The organism is Pseudarthrobacter sp. MOO14 (assembly GCF_058267675.1).
On the sequence record NZ_CM177849.1, the window covers coordinates 4,175,856 to 4,194,813 of the forward strand.

Consider the following 18,958-nt stretch of genomic DNA (forward strand, 5'->3'; position numbering starts at 1 on the left):
TTTCCGGGTAAACCAAAAGGCCCTGCTCCGCCGGACATCCGGCGGGACAGGGCCTTTTTGGTGCTCTATGCCGGCAAGGCTTAGGCCTGAAGCGTGGCATCCAGGGTGATCTCGATCCCGGCGAGGGCCTGGGAGACCGGGCAGCCCTTCTTCGCGGCCTCGGCGATCCGCTGGAAGTCCTCCTCCGAAATGCCGGGGATGCGGGCATTCAGGGTCAGGTGGCTGCCCGTGATGCCGGTCCCCGGCTGGAAGCCGACCTCGGACTTGGTGTTGACTTCCTCAGGCGTGAAGCCGGCCTGGCTCAGTTCGTGGCTGAACGCCATGGAGAAGCATGCCGAGTGGGCGGCGGCGATCAGCTCTTCCGGGCTGGTCTTTCCGCCGGCGGCCTCGGTGCGCGCCTTCCAGGTGACATCGAAGGTGCCAAGGCCGGAGCTGTCCAGGGTGGTGTTGCCCGAACCCTCCGTCAGGCTTCCGGTCCATACAGTGTGCGCATTGCGTGTTGTCGCCATGTCTCTCCTCAACGTCGGTTCGAATCCGGGCCGGCCACCCGCGGCCGGGCCCGCCGTTTCCCATCCTAGGGACCACGTCCGTCCGGTGCACGGGTTGTCCGCTCTCAGAGGATTATGACCGGACAGACGTTTACGGCCGGCTGGTGCGGGGCTACTGCCAGATGGTGGCGATGGCCACGTTCACCAGTGCCAGGCCGCCCACGCCGTGGGCCAGGCCGGTGGAGACAGGCTGCCCGTTCTTGACCTTGCGTGTCCCGATGACGGCCAGGACTGCCACGACGACGGCAATGACGAATTTGATGCCCAGCTTGGCGTAGTTCGGATCCTTGTCCGGGAGGAACGGCAGGATGCCCATCATGGCAATGCCGGTGAGGAGCTGCAGGAACGCGCCATCGCGCTGGCGCGGGTGGACGGTGGGGGTCCGCATCGTGGCAATCCAGTAGCCTACGATCATGGCGGCTCCCACGACGTGCAGGAAGACCAGGATGTTGAAGAGAATAGTCATGGCACCAGCTTAGCCAGTCAATTCTACGGCCCGTAGCAAAGCCACGCCACGGCGGCCCCGGGAGCGGCTGCGTTGGTTAAACCGCGACGGCGGCGCCGGCCGCGGGCGGTTTCCCACCTGCGCCGGCACCGCCGTCGTTGTCTTTGCTGCGGAGGCTAGAGCCCCAGATCAGCTTCGAAAGCGCCCTCTTCCAGGCGTGCCTTCAAGGTCTGGAGGAAGCGGCCGGCGTCCGCACCGTCCACCAGGCGGTGGTCGTACGTCAAGGACAGGTACATCATGGAGCGGATGGCGATCGAGTCGTCACTGTTTTCGTCAGCAACCACAACGGGCCGCTTGACGATGGCGCCGGTGCCCAGAATGCCCACCTGCGGCTGGTTGATGATCGGGGTGTCGAACAGGGCACCAACGGAACCGATGTTGGTGATGCTGAACGTGCCGCCGGAGAGTTCGTCCGGACCGATCTTGCCGTCGCGGGTGCGGGATGCGACGTCGGCGATCTTGCCGGCGAGGCCGGCAAGGTTCAGGTTGCCGGCGTCGGCGATGACTGGAACCAGCAGGCCCTTGTCGGTGTCGACGGCGATCGCCAGGTGCTCGGCGTTGTGGTAGGTGATTTCCTGCTTGTCTTCGTCGTAGGCAGCGTTGAGCTTCGGGTGCTGCTTGAGGGCCTCGGCCACAGCCTTGGCGATGAAGGGCAGGAAGGTCAGCTTGGTGCCGTTCTGGGCCTGGAAGGAGTTCTTGGCCCGGGCGCGCAGCTTGGCGACCTTGGTCATGTCCACCTCGTGGACCTGCGTCAGCTGCGTGGAGACCTCGAGGGATTCGCGCATGCGGCGGGCGATGACCTGGCGGATGCGGGGAGCCTTCTGGGTGGTGCCGCGCAGGGAGGAGGCAGCAGCGCCGGAAGCGGCCGGAGCGGACGCGGCAGGCGCTGCAGCCGGAGCTGCGGCGGGAGCGGCTTTTGCCTCTGCCGCGGCGATGACATCCTGCTTGCGGATGCGGCCGCCGACGCCGGTGCCGGACAGCGAGGAGATGTCAACGCCGTGCTGGTTGGCGAGCTTGCGGACCAGGGGAGTGACGTAGCCGGACTCGGAACCGCCGGCCGGGGCTGCCTCCTGGGCTGCGGGTGCAGCGGGTGCTGCAGCCGGGACGGGAGCCGCCGCAGGTGCCGGGGCGGGAGCCGCGGCAGGGGCAGGAGCTTCCTGCTTGGGGGCTTCCTGCTTCGGTGCCTCCTGCTTGGGGGCCTCGGGAGCAGGTGCGGCAGCCGGAGCCGGAGCCGCAGCAGCGGGAGCGCCGGAGCCAATAACGGCGAGCACGGAGCCGACCTCGGCGGTTTCGTCCTCGTTGACCCGGATTTCCTGCAGGGTGCCTGCCACCGGAGACGGAATTTCGGTGTCCACCTTGTCAGTGGAAACCTCGAGCAGCGGCTCGTCCACCTCAACGGAGTCGCCTACGGCCTTCAGCCAGCGGGTGACGGTGCCTTCGGTGACGCTTTCGCCGAGCGCGGGCAGGGTGACGTCGTGGCTTTCGCCGCCGGCCGCCGGTGCCTGCTGGGCACGAGCTTCCTGGGCCGGTGCTTCCTGGGCGGGAGCAGCCTCAGCCGGTGCGGGTGCTTCCTGGGCCGGTGCTTCCTGCGCAGGGGCTTCTTCGGCGGGTGCGGAACCGCCGCCGGAGCCGTCGCCGATGCGCACCAGGGGTGCGCCTACCTCGGCGGTCTCATCTTCAGCGACCAGGATTTCTTCAATCACGCCAGCTACGGGAGAGGGGATTTCAGTGTCTACTTTGTCGGTGGAGACTTCGAGCAGTGGCTCGTCCACCTCTACCCGGTCACCTACCTGCTTGAGCCAGCGGGTGACGGTTCCTTCGGTGACACTCTCACCGAGGGCGGGCAAGTTAACGGATTCAGACATGTCGTCCCCGTTCTCCTTATTGATCTTTAGTGCGAATGATTGCTGCCATGGTGGAAGCCTAGTGCACCCGGCCTGCGCGGCCGGGTGCACCAGGCCTGGTAATACTGTGGAAAATCAGCCGTGCAGCGGCTTGCCGGCCAGCGCCAGGTGGGCTTCGCCGAGGGCCTCGTTCTGGGTGGGGTGGGCGTGCACCAGCTGGGCGACGTCCTCCGGGTAGGCTTCCCAGTTCACGATCAGCTGGGCCTCGCCCACCTGCTCGCCCATGCGGGCTCCGATCATGTGGACGCCAACCACGGGGCCGTCCTTCTGGCGGACCAGCTTGACCAGTCCGGAGGTGCCCAGGATGGAGCTCTTGCCGTTGCCGGCCAGGTTGTACTCCTGGGTCTGGACCTGGTCGTCGCCGAACTTTTCCTTGGCAGCCTTCTCGGTGTAGCCAACCGTGGCGATTTCGGGTTCGGAGTAGGTGACCTTGGGGATGTTGATGTCCTCGACAACCACCGGCTTCAGGCCGGCGATCTCCTCGGCAACGAAGATGCCCTGCTGGTAACCACGGTGCGCCAGCTGCACGCCGGGAACGATGTCGCCCACCGCGTAGATGTTGCCGACGCCGGTGTGCAGGCGCTCGTTGGTGATGACGAAGCCGCGGTCAATGGTGATCCCCGCGTCCTCGTAGCCCAGGTTGGCGGTGACCGGGCCGCGGCCAACGGCAACCAGCAGCAGGTCGGCTTCGAAGGTCTTGCCGTCCACGAGGGTGACCTTGACGCCGTCGTCATTCTGCTCGACACCCTGGAAGAACACGCCGGTGGAGAACTTGATGCCGCGCTTCTTGAAGGCACGCTCGAAGTTCTTGACGATCGTCGCGTCCTCGTTGGGAACGAGGGAGGGGAGGCCTTCGACGATGGTGACGTCCACGCCAAACGACTTCCAGACCGAGGCGAACTCGACGCCGATGACGCCGCCGCCGAGGATGATGGCGCTCTTGGGGATGTAATCCATGGTGAGGGCCTGGTCCGACGTGATGACCTTGCCGCCGATTTCCAGGCCGGGCAGGGTGCGGGAGTAGGAGCCGGTTGCCAGGACGATGTTCTTGCCCTTGTAGGCGGTGCCGTTCACGACGACGGTGTCGGTGCCCTGCAGCTTGCCTTCACCCTCGATGACGGTGATGCCCTTGGACTTGATGAGTCCCTGCAGGCCCTTGTACTTGCCGGCGATGATGCCGTCCTTGTAGGCGTTGACAGCGTTGATGTCGATGCTGTCGAGGGTGACGTTCACGCCGTACTTGGCGGAGTCACGGGCGTGGTCTGCCAGCTCTGCAGAGTGCAGCAGGGCCTTGGTGGGGATGCAGCCGTTGTGGAGGCAGGTGCCGCCCAGCTTGCCCTTCTCCACGAGGCCGACGGTAAGGCCCAGCTGTACCGCCCGCAGCGCCGCGGCGTACCCGCCGCTGCCGCCACCGAGTACCAGGATGTCGAATTCTTGCGCAGTTGCCTGATCGGCCACTAAAACGCTCCCTCGCGTGAACGATGACGCGATCAGCGCGCATCATCTGGTCTTGGAACTTGCACTGCCGTGATTATGTCAGCAGGGCAACTCTCTTGCATTTGTGACTACCGTGGTTCACCTTAGCGAACCACCTATCCATGCTCCACCTTGGCGGCGCGTTTGTGGAGCGCTTGTGGCCAGTGTCACGCGGCTTTGTGGCGGACGGATCACCCCCGCCGCAAAGCCGCGCGGCACGGCCCGTCAAGCCTTGATCAGGCCGCGGCGAGGATGTCCTCGACGTACGCGACCAGGGTCCGGACGGTGCAGCCGGTGCCCTGCTTGTGTGTGTAGCCGTACGGGCTGCCGTTGTTGAATGACGGCCCGGCAATGTCGATGTGCGCCCACGGGATCTGCGCGCCCGCCTTATCCTTACCCACGAACTCGCGCAGGAAAACGGCAGCGGTCATCATGCCGCCGTGCCGCTCTCCGATATTGGCAAGGTCCGCCACCTGGGAGTCCAGGCTGGGGCGCAGTTCTTCCGGCAGGGGCATCGGCCAGACCAGCTCGCCGGCGCGGTCCGCGGCAACCTTGAGCGCGCCGGTGACGCTGTCCGAGCCCATGATGCCCGCGGTGCGGTTGCCCAGTGCGATAAGCTGCGCGCCGGTAAGGGTGGCGACGTCAATGATGGCGTCCGGGTATTCGCCGCTCGCTGCGACGATGCCGTCCGCCATGACCAGCCGGCCTTCGGCATCCGTATTAAGTACTTCCACGGTCTTGCCGCCGTACATGGTCAGGACATCGGCGGGGCGGGAGGCGGCACCGCCGGGCATGTTTTCGGCGATGCACAGCCAGGCCGTGGCCTTGACGGGCAGGCCCAGCCCGGCGATGGCCAGGACAGTGTTAAGGACGACGGCGGCGCCCGCCATATCGCTCTTCATGTCACCCATGTTCAGGGCCGGCTTGAGGGAAATTCCGCCGGTGTCGAACGTGATGCCCTTTCCGACGAGGGCGATCTTCGACGTCGCCTTGGCGGGGGAGTATTCGACCTTCACCAGGCGCGGCTGCCGCGAGGAGCCCTTGCCAACGCCCATGATGCCGCCGAAGCCTTCCTTCTCCAGGCGCTTCTCGTCCCAAACGGTCACCTTCACCGGAAGGCCCTTGGCGAGATCCTTGGCGGCCTCTGCGAAGGATTCCGGGTACAGGTGGCTGGGCGGGGTGTTAACGAGGGACCGGGTCGCATTCACGGCCTTGGCCACCAAGCCTGCGCGCTTCAGCGCGGAGTCCACCCCGGCGGTGCCGGCCAGTTCGGTGAAGATCACGGCGTTCCGGACCGGGTCCTTCAGCCCGTCAGTCGAGGACCGGAACTCGGTGAAGGAGTAGGCGCCCAGCGCCGCACCCTCGGCGACAGCAGCGACGTCCTGCACGGTCGCCGTCGGAAACGCCAGGGTGACTGTGGCCAGGCCCGCAAGCTGGCGGACCGCCGAGCCTGCGGCGCGGCGAAGCGACTCGCCTGCCAGCGGTTCGCCGGCTGCGACCTTGCCAACCCCGGCCAGGGCCAGGATCCCGGCTCCGGTTTCGGGCAGCCCCGGCAGGCGTACAAGCTGGTCTGCTGCGCCGGTAACGCCCAGCGCCTTGAGGGATTCCGTGAGGGCTTCCGCGGACTTTGCCGTCAACGGGTTGTCCAGGAGAACGGGCCCGTCGGTTCCCTGCCCCACCCCGATGACCACTGCCTCGCTGGCGCTCTTCTTCAAGTCCCGCGAGACGGTACTAAGGTTGATTTCAGTATTCTTGACCACAGGGATGAGTCCTCAATTCTCGAAACGTTCGGGCAGGAATGCATGTTGGGCGCTCTGCCATGGTGGCCCGGCTCCGGCCGTCGTGGACCGCTCCGGGTGCGTGCCAGCCCGCCTGGCAGGCCAGTTCCGATCGTAGCCCTTCCGTGCCACGGCGGGAGAATTTCCTGAGATGTGCGCCACACGGGGTGCCGGAATGCCCGGCCCGTCCGCCGCGTTATGCAAGATGTCCACCCGAACCCCTGAAAGGAACACGCCGTGCTTGAACGGATTTCCGGCTCCCTGCTGGACCCCGACGCGCTCTACGCCAGCAACATCGAGCTGTTCCACAGCCCCGATCTGCGGGGGTTGAACCTGGTCATGGGTTTCACCGGTTTCGCCGACGCCGGCCACGTGGTGAAGCAGATCAACGCCGAACTGCTGGACACCCTTGATGCCCAGCCGGTGGCGGTCTTCGACGCCGACCAGCTGATCGACTACCGGTCCCGCCGCCCGCACCTGAGCTTTGTGGAAGACCACATCCAGGACTACCAGGAGCCGCGGCTGGCCCTTTACCGCCTCGTCGATGGACTCGGCAAACCGTTCCTCCTCCTGGCTGGATTCGAACCCGACCTGCAGTGGGAGCGGTTCGCCCGCGCCGTGGTCAACATCGTGGAGAAACTCGATGTCAACCTGGTCACGTGGATCCACTCGATCCCCATGCCGGTCCCGCACACCCGTCCCGTGGGCGTCACCGTGCACGGAAACCGGCCTGAGCTGATTGAAGGCATTTCGGTGTGGAAGCCCACCGTGGAAGTTCCAGCCGCCGTCGGCCACATCCTGGAATTGCGCCTCGTCGAAGCCGGACGCAATGTCGCCGGCTACGTCATCCACGTGCCGCACTACCTTGCGGAGGCAGAGTACCCCACGGCCGCCGTCGCCGGCCTCGAATACCTCGGTGCTGCGACGTCGCTCATGCTGCCCACCGACCGGCTGCGTGAATCGGGCCGTGACGTCAGCCGCCAGATCGCCGAGCAGATCGAGGCGTCCGAGGAAGTCCAGCAGGTGGTGGCCCGCCTCGAAACGCGCTACGACGAGAAGGCCGACGGCATGGTGCGGCGCTCGCTCCTGGCCAATGAAAATGACGAGCTTCCCGACGCCGACGACCTCGGCGCCGCCGTGGAAGCATACCTGGCCAGGGAGAATCCGAAGCCGTAGCGGCGCGTCACGGCTTCGGGGGAGCCTGCCGGGGCCGGGCATAATGAACTAGTGACTGCTCCCCGCGCCTGGCTGATTTGGACCGTTGGAATTTTCGGGTACCTGGTGGCCGTGGCGCAACGCACCTCCTTCGGGGTAGTGGGCCTTGAGGCCACCGAGCGCTTCCATGCCACGGCCTCGGCCATATCCTTTTTCACGGTCCTCCAACTGCTGGTCTACGCCGGGTTGCAGATCCCGGTCGGATTGCTGGTGGACAGGTTCGGCTCCCGGGCAATGATCGCCGGCGGTGCCGTGCTGATGGGGCTGGGCCAGTTGCAGCTTGCCTTTGCCGAGAGCATCCCGGGCGGGGTCCTGGGCCGCGTGCTGGTGGGAGCCGGCGATGCCATGACCTTCATCTCGGTGATCCGGCTCATCCCGCTGTGGTTTGCTCCGGTCCGCGTCCCCCTGGTGACCCAGCTGACCGGCATGTCCGGCCAGCTGGGGCAGCTGTTCAGCGTCCTTCCCTTCGCGCTCGTCCTGCACCTGTCGGGCTGGACTCCCGCCTTCCTGATGCTGGCCGGGATGTCAGCCCTCGCCGTCGTGCTGGTCCTCCTGCTGCTGCAGGACGTTCCGCCGGGCACCGAACGCCCGGACGCCCGGCAGGGGCTGAAAGCAACCGGCGTCTCGCTGGCGCGCGCCTGGCGCCAGCCCGGAACCAGGCTGGGAATGTGGAGCCACTTCACCATCCAGTTCAGCGGCACCGTGTTCGCGATGACCTGGGGCTACCCGTTCCTGATCTCCGGCCAGGGCCTGGACGCCGGTACCGTTGCAGCTCTGATGGCGCTGTATGTTGCCGCTGCCATGGCCGTGGGCCCTTTCATTGGCCGCTTCGTTTCCCGCCACCCGCTGCGCCGCTCCACGATGGTCCTGCTCATTGCCGGTTTCACGGCCGCCGCCTGGGCCGCGGTGCTGTTGTTGCCCGGCAGGTCTCCGCTGTGGCTGCTGGCCATGCTGGTGGTCGTCCTCGCCATCGGCGGCCCGGGGTCGATGATCGGTTTTGACTTCGCGCGGACTTTCAACCCCGCGCACCGGATCGGGACGGCCACCGGCATCGTCAATGTTGGCGGTTTCATTGCCGCCCTGGTGTCCATCTTCCTGATCGGCCTGGTGTTGGACCTGCTCTATGCCACCGGATTCTCGCAGGGTGTCCTGTATGGCCTGGACCCGTTCCGGCTGGCCCTCAGCGTCCAGTTCCTGCTGCTCGCGATTGGATCGGCAGCGATCGTTGCCTCCAGGCGAAAGGTGCGCCGGCAGATGGCTGCGCAGGGAATCGTCGTGCCGCCCCTGCGCAGTGCCTTGGCGCGGCAGCGCCGGGAGAGCCTGGCCCGCCGCCGGCAGCCTGCACCTACCGACGACTAAGGGCGCAGGCCACTGGTCCTCCACCGCTCGGGTTTCCCACATAGCCGAACGGCCCGGTGCGCGCTGCGCGGCAGGGGGCCAATGCTGGAGCCATGACAGCTCCGGAACGATTGACAGTCCACGGCCCCGAAGACATCCTCGGCTTCATCCCGCATTCGCTGGGATACTGGCCGGCATCGAGTCTCGTGGCCATGACCTTGCGCGGCACCACGCTGGGAGCCACGCTGCGGCTTGACCTTCCCGACCTGGAGACACAGGTGGACCCGTCGGGGTTCGCCCGCGCCGTCCGCCGCTACCTGCAGTCTGACGTTGAGGCCGACGGCTCGCTGCTGGCGATTTTTACCACCGACGCCGGGGCGGCGCCGCCTACCGCCTACGACCAACTGGTCCGCGACGTGCAGGCTGTCCTGGACCAGGCGGGCATGCCTGTCCGTCACGCGTGGTTCGTGGGCGACGCGTATTGGCGGGACGCCCTGTGCCGGGACTCGTCGTGTTGCCCACCGCCCGGCCGCCCGGTCCAGCAGATCAGGGACAGCACGCTTAATGCCGAGATGGTGTACCGGGGCAGCAGCATCGAGGCAGCGCCGGGATCGGGCACTGCGCACCTGCCGGCGCTGCCGGGCAAATATGTGGCCTCCGTCCTGGCGCGGGAGGACGGCTGGATGGAAGAACTGGCCGGGCGGACCCGGAGCAGGGCCCAGTTCAGCTCCGTGCTGGATTTCTGGGAGAGGATCCTGGGCCAGCCGGCCGCAACGCCGTGGCAACCGGACGCCGAGCGCGATGCGTTCCTTCGCGCCACCATCTTCGTGCCGACCTGGCGCGATGCCGTTCTGGTCATGGCAGCAGCGGGCAGGAGCGCCGCGGAGGCAGGAGCTGAGCTTTTCGGGGCCCTTGACGATGTGGGTGCCACTGAGGTTGCCGGCGACTCCGCCGTGTCCGCGCCGTCGGCCTCGCCGGCCGCATGCCGGGACACGGCGCCGCGGTTGCGGACGCCGGGGTTCGGGGCTGCAACAGCGCCTGCGCGGCTGGGCCGGGACCGCCGGCCACGTTTGCTGAACCCCGCCGGCCCTCCGGTTGCCGGTTACGGCGAGATCCTGATGGGAGTGGCGCCTGAGGTGCCCTGTTGGGCGGCCCTGGACATGTTGGATCGCGTCCTTGAACACTTGGCAGCGCCGGGCGGACGGGCCGGGGCTGCTGCCTTGTCCGGCAGGGGATGGATAGCCTGGTGCCGCGGCCGCGGATCGTACGCGGCCGCCTACCTGGGCGAGGCGCTCCGGCTTGAGCCCGGGTACAGGCTGGCGGAATTGTTGCTGGACATTGTCGCGCGGGGTGCGCTCTGCGGCTGGGCGGCGCGGAAGGACGCTGCCTGGCAGAAATTCGGGCCGGATCCCTTTGGGCCGGAGCGCGGAGGTGTGGTCTGACGCCCGGCCGTGGTGGCCCCGGGCCACGCCTTTCAGGGGCGCCGGAAGCGCTGGGGTGGTAATGGATGCCGGCAGGAGAGGCCGGATTCGGCCAAATCATGAGACAATGGATGCCGAGACCCGGTTGGGTCCGTGTATCGAGTGCTTGTAACCGTGCCCGCAAGGGAACATTACAGCCGCTCCGGGAGTTGTCTTAAGTGACTCTGCCGGCCGTGGTGGCGCTTGGTTTCCACCACGGACTTGACAGGGTCATAGTGGTGTTGCCCGTATGGTGATTCCACAGACCACCGCTAGAAAGGTTTTCTGTGACCCCGTCTTCCACGAAGAAGGATTCCGCCGCCCAGGACGTCTTGTCCCCTGAGGAGAAGCAGGCCGCGACCAACGCCAAGCGGGCAGCTACGCGGGCAGCCAACAAGGCTTCGTCCGGTGAGGCTGCAGCGGACGGCAAGCGCGAGCCGAAGAAGCGCGGGCCCAAACCGGGCGCCAAGGCTGCAGCAGAGGCTGCCGGCAAGTCCACCGGTGACGTTGACCCGGACGACGTCGAGGAGGTCGAGGAGGACATCGACGACATCGTCCTCGAAGGCCCCGACGCGGTCGAGGATGCCGACGCCGATCCGGTCAAGGGTGCCGCCGGCAGCGGCAAGGGCTTTGTCTACTCCGACGCCGACGACGACGACGCTCCGGTCCAGCAGGTCATGTCCGCCGGCGCCACCGCCGACCCCGTCAAGGACTACCTGAAGCAGATCGGCAAGGTGGCACTGCTCAACGCCGAGCAGGAAGTCGACCTGGCTCTCCGGATCGAAGCCGGACTGTTCGCCGAAGAAAAGATCGCTGCCGACGGGGACACCATGGACCCCAAGTACAAGCGCGAACTCGAATTCATCATCCACGACGGCAAGCGCGCCAAGAACCACCTCCTGGAGGCCAACCTCCGCCTCGTGGTTTCCCTGGCCAAGCGCTACACAGGCCGCGGCATGCTCTTCCTGGACCTCATCCAGGAAGGCAACCTGGGCCTGATCCGCGCCGTGGAGAAGTTCGACTACACCAAGGGCTTCAAGTTCTCCACCTACGCCACCTGGTGGATCCGGCAGGCGATCACCCGCGCCATGGCCGACCAGGCCCGTACCATCCGTATTCCGGTGCACATGGTTGAGGTCATCAACAAGCTGGCCCGCGTCCAGCGCCAGATGCTGCAGGACCTCGGCCGCGAACCCACGCCCGAGGAACTGGCGCTGGAACTGGACATGACTCCGGAAAAGGTCGTCGAGGTCCAGAAATACGGCCGCGAACCAATCTCGCTGCACACTCCCCTGGGTGAGGATGGCGATTCCGAGTTCGGTGACCTGATCGAGGACTCCGAGGCGGTGGTCCCTGCCGACGCAGTGAGCTTCACCCTGCTGCAGGAACAGCTGCACTCGGTACTGGATACCCTCTCCGAGCGCGAAGCAGGCGTCGTTGCCATGCGGTTCGGCCTCACCGACGGACAGCCGAAGACTTTAGACGAAATCGGCAAGGTCTACGGAGTCACCCGCGAGCGGATCCGGCAGATCGAATCGAAGACGATGTCCAAGCTCCGCCACCCGTCACGGTCGCAGGTGCTGCGCGACTACCTGGACTAGATTTCCAGCGCAAGAAGCCAGGCCGCCCCGACCCCACCCTGCGGTGGGCTCGGGGCGGCTTGGCTTTAACCCCTGTGAGGTTCCCCGTAGGGATGGTTAAACGCCGGTGGGACCCATCCATTCGGACAGGTCCCACCGGGTTCGTTGTTACCGATGCCTCATCTAGTCGATCTCGACGGGAGCCTTCTCGTGAAGCTTTCCCGTCTCGTCGTGCCAGTCGGAGCTCAACGGCTTAAGCGTTGCCTCCACTGCACGGGCGTGGTGGCCGCAGAACAGCAGCTCACCGCCGGAGGACTCGAGTACAACCCGGACATATGCCTGAGCTCCGCAACGGTCGCACCGGTCCAGTGCGTTGAGCGTGCGGTCTGCCACTGCTGTTGTCATGTCGGCCTCCTTAGTAGATCAGTACATCTATATAACCAGCATTCGTATCCAATCCATCGCAAGGATGGGGCAAGTTCGCTGTGCGCGTATCCGCAAGGTTGGGTCAAGAATGTCCCACCGACTGCCGGGACCCTGCCCGTGGCGCGCCGCACAGCGGCCGGCGGGTGTGGCAGCAGGCTCCTGTCGCTGCCGCCGACTACCCTAGAGGGAGCGGTTCCAGTGCCGCTCCCACGTCCCTGAAGGAGTTCATCACCAGTGGCACCAAGCTCTGAGTACACCGCCCGGCACCTTTCCGTCCTGGAAGGGCTCGAAGCTGTCCGCAAGCGCCCGGGCATGTACATCGGCTCAACCGACTCGCGCGGCCTTATGCACTGCCTCTGGGAAATCATCGACAACTCGGTGGACGAGGCCCTGGCAGGCTTCGGCCACGACATCCGCATCATCCTTCACGCGGACAATTCCGTCGAAATCCACGACGACGGCCGCGGCATTCCCATCGACAAGGAGCCCAAGACGGGGCTCACCGGCGTCGAGGTGGTATTCACCAAGCTGCACGCAGGCGGCAAGTTCGGCGGTGGCTCCTACACCGCGTCCGGCGGCCTCCACGGCGTTGGCGCCTCAGTGGTCAACGCCCTCTCCTCACGCCTCGACGTTGAGGTGGACCGCGGCGGGAAGACCTACCGGATGTCGTTCCGCCGCGGCGAACCCGGCCGGTTCAAGGACACCGGGTCCAAGCCCGATCCGGCAGCGCCCTTCACGCCGTTCGTCAACGACTCTGTCCTGGACGTCACGGGCAAGGCCAAGCGCGGAGTAACGGGGACCCGCATCCGCTACTGGGCGGACCGGCAGATCTTCACGCCGGACGCGAAGTTCTCCTACGAGGACCTCGCAGCCCGTGCCCGGCAGACCTCGTTCCTGGTTCCCGGGCTCAAGCTCACCGTGCGCGACGAACGCAAGCTCCCGGGAACCCCCGGTGAGGCAGGCCCGCACGAAGAAATCTTCCACCACGACGGCGGCATCTCGGAGTTCGTCGAATTCCTGGCCGCCGATCCGGCCGTCACCGATGTGTGGCGGCTGCACGGTTCCGGCAAGTTCAAGGAAACCGTCCCTGTCCTGGACGAACGGGGCCACAGCCAGCTGGCGGAGGTCGAACGGGACTGCGAAGTGGACGTGGCCCTGCGCTGGGGCATTGGTTACGACAGCACCGTCCGCAGCTTCGTGAACATCATTGCCACCCCGAAAGGCGGCACCCACCAGTCCGGCTTCGAGCAAGCCCTGGTCAAGACGTTCCGCAAAGCCGTGGAAACCAATGCCCGCAAGCTCAAGGCCGGCAACGACAAGATCGACAAGGACGACATCTTCGCCGGCCTGACCGCAGTCCTGACCGTCCGGCTCGCCGAGCCGCAGTTCGAGGGGCAAACCAAGGAGATCCTCGGCACCAGCGCCGTCCGCGCCATCGTGGCGCGGGTGGTGGAACGGGAGATCACCGCCAAGCTCACCTCCAGCAACCGGAACGACAAAGCGCAGTCGGCCCTGCTGCTGGAAAAGATCGTCAACGAGATGAAGTCCCGCATCTCGGCCCGCGTGCACAAGGAGACGCAGCGGCGCAAGAATGCCCTGGAAACGTCCTCGATGCCCACCAAGCTCGCTGACTGCCGCACGGACGACGTCGAACGCTCCGAACTCTTCATCGTGGAAGGCGACTCCGCCCTCGGCACCGCCAAGCTGGCCCGCTCGTCCGATTTCCAGGCCCTGCTGCCCATCCGCGGCAAGATCCTGAACGTACAGAAGGCATCGGTGGGGGACATGCTCTCCAACGCCGAATGCGCGGCCCTCATCCAGGTGGTGGGCGCCGGCTCCGGCCGCAGCTTTGACATCAGCGCCGCCCGGTACGGCAAGGTCATCCTCATGACGGACGCCGACGTGGACGGCGCCCACATCCGGACCCTGCTGCTGACCCTGTTCTTCCGCTACATGCGGCCCATGATCCTCGAAGGCCGGGTCTTCGCGGCGGTTCCCCCGCTGCACCGGGTGGAGGTTATCAACGCCGGCCAGAAGGCCAACGAGATGATCTACACCTACTCCGAAGCCGAGCTCCACGTGCTGCTGGCGCGCCTGGCCAAGGAGGGGAAGCGGTACAAGGAACCCATCCAGCGGTACAAGGGCTTGGGGGAGATGGACGCCGAGCAACTGGCCGAGACCACCATGGACCCACGCCACCGGACCCTTCGGAAGGTGGGCATCGAGAATGCCCAGCAGGCGGAGGAGATCTTCGACCTCCTGATGGGTTCGGATGTCTCCCCGCGCAAGGACTTCATCATCGCCGGGGCGTCCAGCCTTGACCGGGAGCGCATCGACGCCTGAGGGTGCCGGCCTTCGGCAGGTCAACCACCGCGGCGGCAGGTCAGCCGAGCAGCCCCGGAACCACGAGCAAAGCGGTTGGCAGCGCGAGCAGCAGGATGCAGCCGGCCAGGACGGCACTGCGGGCCGCGGCCGGCAGTTGGGGCTGGGGTGTCAGCAGGCGGCTGACCCTGGACGCTGCAGTCCGGACCGCGTCCGAGCCCGGTCCCATGGAGGCCGCCTCCAGCCCTGAAAGCGCCAGGCTGGGTGAGGACGGCCGGATGCCACCAGCTTCGGGGTTCGCTGCCGAGCCGCTGGCGACGATGGCGATGGCCTTGATCAGGGTCGCCTTGCTCTCGGTCCGCAGGGCGACGTCGTCAGCCAGCATCTCGATGAGTGAGTTGACCGATTCCTGGGCAAGGCGGGTGGTGGGCAGCCACGGCAGCGCCTGCCGCCAGGCGGCAAACGCCCAGAGCAGCAGGTGGTGCCGTTGGCTCAGGTGGGCGTTCTCATGGATGAGGACGGCGCGGAGTTCAGCCGGCTCGAGGGCGGCCATCAGGCCGTCCGACAGGACGGTCACAGAGCGGGCCCCACCCGGCAGGCAGTAGGCCACCGGGGAATCATGGCTGATGACCAGGGTTCCGGTGTCCTGTCCGGACGGTGAGGCCAGCAGGGCCAGGAGTTCACGGTGCCGCCGCCGCTGCCGCTGGATCTTGTAGTAGGTGAGCAGCAGGGTGAAGACCAGGTGAGCGGTCAGCAGGGCCGCGGCGGACAGGGCGAAGATGTGCCAGAACCCCAATGCCGTGGTGGGAGCGCTGAAAAGTACCATGCCGGCGAGGGCCCGAAGGCCGGCCACCAGGTTGTCGCCAATCGGCTCCAGGCCATAGACCAGCATGGCGCCGATCATGGACAAGCCACCTGCGAGGGCGATCGCCTGCCAGAGCAGCATCGCGGTGAAGGGCGACCTGGCCGGCCATTGTGCCTTCGAAAGGAGGATCGGCACCGGCCACGCAAGGACTATCGCAAGGACCGCCAGCAGGTACGAGGCCCAGAACATGGTTTGCTAGAGGTGGCCAAGCAGTTTGCGCAGCGTAGCGGCTTCACCTTCGGAGACCGATCCTATGAAGCGGGCGAGGACTGCCTCGCGGTCGGGTGCTGACCCGAGGACCTCATGCATGAGTTCGGCAGTGTGGTCGGCGCGGCTGGAAACAGCCTGGTAGCGGTGCGGGCGGGTGCCGCGTTCGCGTTCCACCAGCCCTTTTTTCTCCAGCCGGGAGAGCACGGTAAGTACAGTCGTGACAGCCAGTTCCTTGCCCTCGTGGCCCGCCCCGCCCTGTGCAGCCGACGAGCGCGCCAACTGGTCCCTCAGGGTGTTGGCCGTAGCTGCTTCCTGGCCCGCCCAGAGCAGGTCCATGACCGCCCGTTCCAGTTCACCAAGACTAGCCATTTCACTTTTCCTTTATTTCCCCGCACCGTGCGCTTTTCGCTGCGCCGATGACGTCACGCGGCTGTTCAACTACAGAACTAAATTTACCCCGAAACCCTGCTTCTTTCTACATATGGTAGAACATCTGGCGTGGCGGGCCGGGACGCGCCATCCTAGGGGTGTGGCGGATGGTTTTTTGCAGCCACCGATAATGTTCTACACTGTGTAGAAGTTAGATTTCTACGAAGCGTAGAAAACTGCACTGCTAACAGTAGGGACTGCCATGGACGCCTTGGAAATCGCACGCTGGCAATTCGGTATCACCACCGTCTACCACTTCATGATGGTGCCGCTGACCATCGGCCTGGGCCTCGTGGTAGCGGTGATCCAGACCGCTTGGTACCGCACCGGCAAGCCGGAATACCTGCGGATGACCAAGTTCTGGGGGAAGCTGTTCCTCATCAACTTCATCATGGGCGTCGCCACCGGCATCGTGCAGGAGTTCCAGTTCGGCATGGCCTGGAGTGAGTACAGCCGGTTCGTGGGCGATGTCTTTGGCGCCCCGCTGGCGCTGGAAGCCCTCCTGGCCTTCTTCGTGGAGTCCACCTTCCTGGGCCTGTGGATCTTCGGCTGGAAACAGCTCAAGCCGGCCATCCACCTCGCCTGCCTCTGGGTGGCCGTCATCGGCTCAGCCCTCTCTGCCTACTTCATCATCGTGGCCAACAGCTGGATGCAGCACCCGGTGGGCGTGGAAATGGTGAACGGCCGGCCCGTGATGACCGACGCCTGGGCAGTCTTCACCAACAACACTGCCCTGGTGGCCGTCCCGCACACCCTGTTCGGCGCCCTCGCCGTAGCCGGCGGCTTCCTCCTCGGCATCGCCTGGTACCACCTGTGGCGGAGGCGGCACGACGGCGTCGACACCGTGGGTGCCGACGGCCGGGCCATCCCCGGTGAGGACGCCCGCATCCCCGGCCGGGACCGCGCCGACTACAGCGTGTGGATCCGGTCCCTGCGCATCGGCGCCGTGGTGGCCATGATCTCGTTCGCAGGCACAGCGGTCACCGGTGACCTCCAGGGCAAGCTTATGTTCCAGCAGCAGCCCATGAAGATGGCCGCCGCCGAAGCTGCCTGCCACGACGGCACGGGCTTCTCCGTCCTGAGCGTCGGCAACGTGGGATCGAAGAACTGCGACGACGTCGTGGCAGTCATCGAGGTCCCCGGCATCCTGTCCTTCCTGGCCAAGGGTGACTTCACCACCGAGGTGAAGGGCGTCAACAGCCTGCTGCCCGAGTACAAGGAGAAATACGGAACCAACCTGCCGGACAACCCGATTTACGGTGACCGCGCCGGCCAGGAGATCCAGTACGTACCCGTCATGGAAGTCACGTACTGGGGCTTCCGGATGATGATCGGCTTTGGCGGCCTTGCCGCCCTGGCCGCGCTGGTGGCACTCTGGATCACCCGCAAGGGGACGGTACCGGAATCCCGCTGGCTGATGCGCCTGGCAGTGTTCGGCATCCTGGCACCCTTCGGCGCCAACGCCGCCGGCTGGATCTTCACCGAAATGGGCCGCCAGCCGTTCGTTGTGGCCCCCAACCCGGACCCCAGCGGCATCGACCAGGTGTTCATGTTCACCGCCGCCGCCGTTTCCCCCGGGGTCTCCGCGGGCGAGCTGATCGCTTCCCTGGTGGCACTGACCGCCGTCTACGCCGTCCTGCTGGTGGTGGAAGTGAAACTGCTGGTGAAGTACATCCGCGGCGGCGTGGTCTCCGCGATGCCCGAACTTGCCCACGCACCGGCCGATGAGAATGAGGACCGGACCCCGGGCGACGGCGGCACCGGGGAAGCCAGGGCCGCCGACGACGTCCTAGCCTTCGCCTACTAGCCGCACCGGACCCAACAGGCTCCAACGAGCAGAGGAAACGAACAATGGAACTGCTTCCCACCATCTGGTTCATCGCCATCGCGGTGCTCTGGACCGGCTACCTCTTCCTGGAGGGCTTCGACCTGGGCGTCGGGATGCTGATGAAGATCTTCGCCCGCAACGACACCGAGCGCCGGGTGCTCCTGAACACCGTCGGACCCGTATGGGACGGCAACGAGGTGTGGCTGCTGACCGCCGGCGGCGCAACGTTCGCGGCTTTCCCGCTCTGGTACGCCTCCCTGTTCTCCGCGCTCTACCTGCCGCTCCTGGTGGTTTTGTTGGCCCTGATCTTCCGTGCCGTGGCCTTCGAATACCGAGGCAAGGTGGATACCGACAGCTGGCGGAACCGCTGGGACTGGGCCATTGCCTTGGGCTCCTTCTTCGCGGCCTTCGGCGTTGGAGCCGCCCTGGCCCTGACCACCACCGGCCTGCCGCTGAACGCCAACGGCGACCGGGAAGGTGGCCCCTTGGCATGGTTCAGCGGCTACGCCCTGCTGGGGGGTGCGGCCGTGGTGGGATTCTCCCTGCTGCACGCCCTGGCCTTCCTGGCCCTGAAGACCGACGGCGACGTGCGGCACCGTGCGCGCCGGTGGTTCGTGCGGCTCCTGCCTGTCCTGCTCCTGCCGATTGCCGCATGGGCCCTTGCCATCCAGTTCATGGACGGCAAGCCCTGGACCTGGGCCGCCGTCGTCCTCGCCGTGGGCGCTGCCGCAACGGCCTGGCTGCTGGCCCGGAAGGGCTCCGAGGGACGGGCATTCCTCGCATTGGGCGCCTTCCTGGTGCTGGGCACCACTGCCATCTTCGGGGCGGTGTTTCCGGTGGTGCTGCCTTCCACGCTGGACAGTGCCTTTGACCTGACCATCTCCAACGCCTCCTCCTCGGATTACACCCTGGGCCTGATGAGCATCGTCGCAGCCGTTGGCCTTCCCCTGGTGATCGCGTACCAGGCCTGGACCTACTGGGTGTTCCGCCGCCGCGTCAGCGCCGCCCACATCCCGGAAGCCCACAGCTTCCTGCCGGCCGTGGCCGCCAAGGCGTTCACCATCAAGGGCTGAC

15 protein-coding genes are annotated in these 18,958 nt (G+C 66.2%); 7 read left to right on the forward strand and 8 right to left on the reverse strand.

The window, feature by feature from the left end; genetic code table 11:
- Positions 1 to 80: 80 nt before the first annotated feature.
- From AC4EEV_RS19210 to AC4EEV_RS19230, 5 genes are all read right to left on the reverse strand, one after another.
- Positions 81 to 509 (reverse strand): OsmC family protein, encoded by a 429-nt coding sequence (locus tag AC4EEV_RS19210; protein ID WP_018761077.1) that lies wholly within the window; start codon positions 507 to 509, stop codon positions 81 to 83.
- Between the two features lie 151 nt (positions 510 to 660).
- The gene (locus AC4EEV_RS19215) at positions 661 to 1,014 is read right to left on the reverse strand and encodes a hypothetical protein (protein WP_018761078.1); all 354 of its coding nucleotides are present in this window, start codon (positions 1,012 to 1,014) and stop codon (positions 661 to 663) included.
- Positions 1,015 to 1,169: 155 nt separating this feature from the next.
- A complete protein-coding gene (sucB, locus tag AC4EEV_RS19220) occupies positions 1,170 to 2,918 on the reverse strand; it encodes a 2-oxoglutarate dehydrogenase, E2 component, dihydrolipoamide succinyltransferase (RefSeq protein WP_491329737.1) in 1,749 nt (582 codons plus the stop codon).
- 114 nt (positions 2,919 to 3,032) lie between these two features.
- Positions 3,033 to 4,415 carry a dihydrolipoyl dehydrogenase gene (gene lpdA / locus AC4EEV_RS19225; protein ID WP_109864052.1) on the reverse strand — a complete coding sequence of 461 codons (1,383 nt, stop codon included), beginning with the start codon at positions 4,413 to 4,415 and terminating at the stop codon, positions 3,033 to 3,035.
- Between the two features lie 254 nt (positions 4,416 to 4,669).
- Entirely contained in the window at positions 4,670 to 6,193 is a 1,524-nt protein-coding gene (locus AC4EEV_RS19230) for a leucyl aminopeptidase (protein ID WP_109864051.1), read from the reverse strand.
- 255 nt (positions 6,194 to 6,448) lie between these two features.
- Here AC4EEV_RS19230 and AC4EEV_RS19235 point away from each other — a divergent pair, with 255 nt between their 5' ends.
- The 4 genes from AC4EEV_RS19235 (at position 6,449) to AC4EEV_RS19250 (ending at position 11,825) form a co-directional block, all read left to right on the forward strand.
- On the forward strand, positions 6,449 to 7,387 hold the full coding sequence (locus AC4EEV_RS19235; RefSeq protein WP_018761082.1) for a proteasome assembly chaperone family protein: 939 nt from the start codon (positions 6,449 to 6,451) through the stop codon (positions 7,385 to 7,387).
- Positions 7,388 to 7,438: 51 nt separating this feature from the next.
- A complete protein-coding gene (locus AC4EEV_RS19240; RefSeq protein WP_018761083.1) occupies positions 7,439 to 8,785 on the forward strand; it encodes an MFS transporter in 1,347 nt (448 codons plus the stop codon).
- 92 nt (positions 8,786 to 8,877) lie between these two features.
- On the forward strand, positions 8,878 to 10,206 hold the full coding sequence (locus AC4EEV_RS19245) for a DUF4192 family protein (RefSeq protein ID WP_491329738.1): 1,329 nt from the start codon (positions 8,878 to 8,880) through the stop codon (positions 10,204 to 10,206).
- A gap of 305 nt (positions 10,207 to 10,511) precedes the next feature.
- A complete protein-coding gene (locus tag AC4EEV_RS19250) occupies positions 10,512 to 11,825 on the forward strand; it encodes an RNA polymerase sigma factor (protein WP_018761085.1) in 1,314 nt (437 codons plus the stop codon).
- A 162-nt stretch (positions 11,826 to 11,987) separates the two neighbouring features.
- Here the strand turns inward: AC4EEV_RS19250 and AC4EEV_RS19255 are convergent, their stop codons facing one another.
- Positions 11,988 to 12,209, reverse strand: a complete 222-nt coding sequence (locus AC4EEV_RS19255) for a DUF7455 domain-containing protein (protein WP_018761086.1) — start codon at positions 12,207 to 12,209, stop codon at positions 11,988 to 11,990.
- A gap of 255 nt (positions 12,210 to 12,464) precedes the next feature.
- Here AC4EEV_RS19255 and AC4EEV_RS19260 point away from each other — a divergent pair, with 255 nt between their 5' ends.
- Positions 12,465 to 14,573, forward strand: coding sequence for a DNA gyrase/topoisomerase IV subunit B (locus AC4EEV_RS19260; protein ID WP_109864050.1), 2,109 nt, complete (start codon positions 12,465 to 12,467; stop codon positions 14,571 to 14,573).
- Between the two features lie 40 nt (positions 14,574 to 14,613).
- Here AC4EEV_RS19260 and AC4EEV_RS19265 read toward each other — a convergent pair whose 3' ends face one another.
- Both AC4EEV_RS19265 and AC4EEV_RS19270 read right to left on the reverse strand, forming a co-directional pair.
- A complete protein-coding gene (locus tag AC4EEV_RS19265; protein ID WP_018761088.1) occupies positions 14,614 to 15,606 on the reverse strand; it encodes a M56 family metallopeptidase in 993 nt (330 codons plus the stop codon).
- A 6-nt stretch (positions 15,607 to 15,612) separates the two neighbouring features.
- Entirely contained in the window at positions 15,613 to 15,996 is a 384-nt protein-coding gene (locus tag AC4EEV_RS19270) for a BlaI/MecI/CopY family transcriptional regulator (protein ID WP_018761089.1), read from the reverse strand.
- Between the two features lie 262 nt (positions 15,997 to 16,258).
- Between AC4EEV_RS19270 and AC4EEV_RS19275 the strand changes: the two genes are divergently transcribed.
- Positions 16,259 to 17,863, forward strand: coding sequence for a cytochrome ubiquinol oxidase subunit I (locus AC4EEV_RS19275; RefSeq protein ID WP_133832239.1), 1,605 nt, complete (start codon positions 16,259 to 16,261; stop codon positions 17,861 to 17,863).
- Between the two features lie 44 nt (positions 17,864 to 17,907).
- Positions 17,908 to 18,957, forward strand: coding sequence for a cytochrome d ubiquinol oxidase subunit II (gene cydB, locus AC4EEV_RS19280; RefSeq protein ID WP_491329739.1), 1,050 nt, complete (start codon positions 17,908 to 17,910; stop codon positions 18,955 to 18,957).
- Position 18,958: the final 1 nt, after the last annotated feature.

Coding starts and splice junctions, on each gene's coding strand:
- AC4EEV_RS19210 (WP_018761077.1), bottom strand. CDS start 509: ATGGCGACAACACGCAATGCGCACACTGTATGGACCGGAAGCCTGACG.
- AC4EEV_RS19215 (WP_018761078.1), bottom strand. CDS start 1,014: ATGACTATTCTCTTCAACATCCTGGTCTTCCTGCACGTCGTGGGAGCC.
- sucB (WP_491329737.1), bottom strand. CDS start 2,918: ATGTCTGAATCCGTTAACTTGCCCGCCCTCGGTGAGAGTGTCACCGAA.
- AC4EEV_RS19245 (WP_491329738.1), top strand. CDS start 8,878: ATGACAGCTCCGGAACGATTGACAGTCCACGGCCCCGAAGACATCCTC.
- AC4EEV_RS19255 (WP_018761086.1), bottom strand. CDS start 12,209: ATGACAACAGCAGTGGCAGACCGCACGCTCAACGCACTGGACCGGTGC.
- AC4EEV_RS19265 (WP_018761088.1), bottom strand. CDS start 15,606: ATGTTCTGGGCCTCGTACCTGCTGGCGGTCCTTGCGATAGTCCTTGCG.
- AC4EEV_RS19270 (WP_018761089.1), bottom strand. CDS start 15,996: ATGGCTAGTCTTGGTGAACTGGAACGGGCGGTCATGGACCTGCTCTGG.
- AC4EEV_RS19275 (WP_133832239.1), top strand. CDS start 16,259: ATGGACGCCTTGGAAATCGCACGCTGGCAATTCGGTATCACCACCGTC.
- cydB (WP_491329739.1), top strand. CDS start 17,908: ATGGAACTGCTTCCCACCATCTGGTTCATCGCCATCGCGGTGCTCTGG.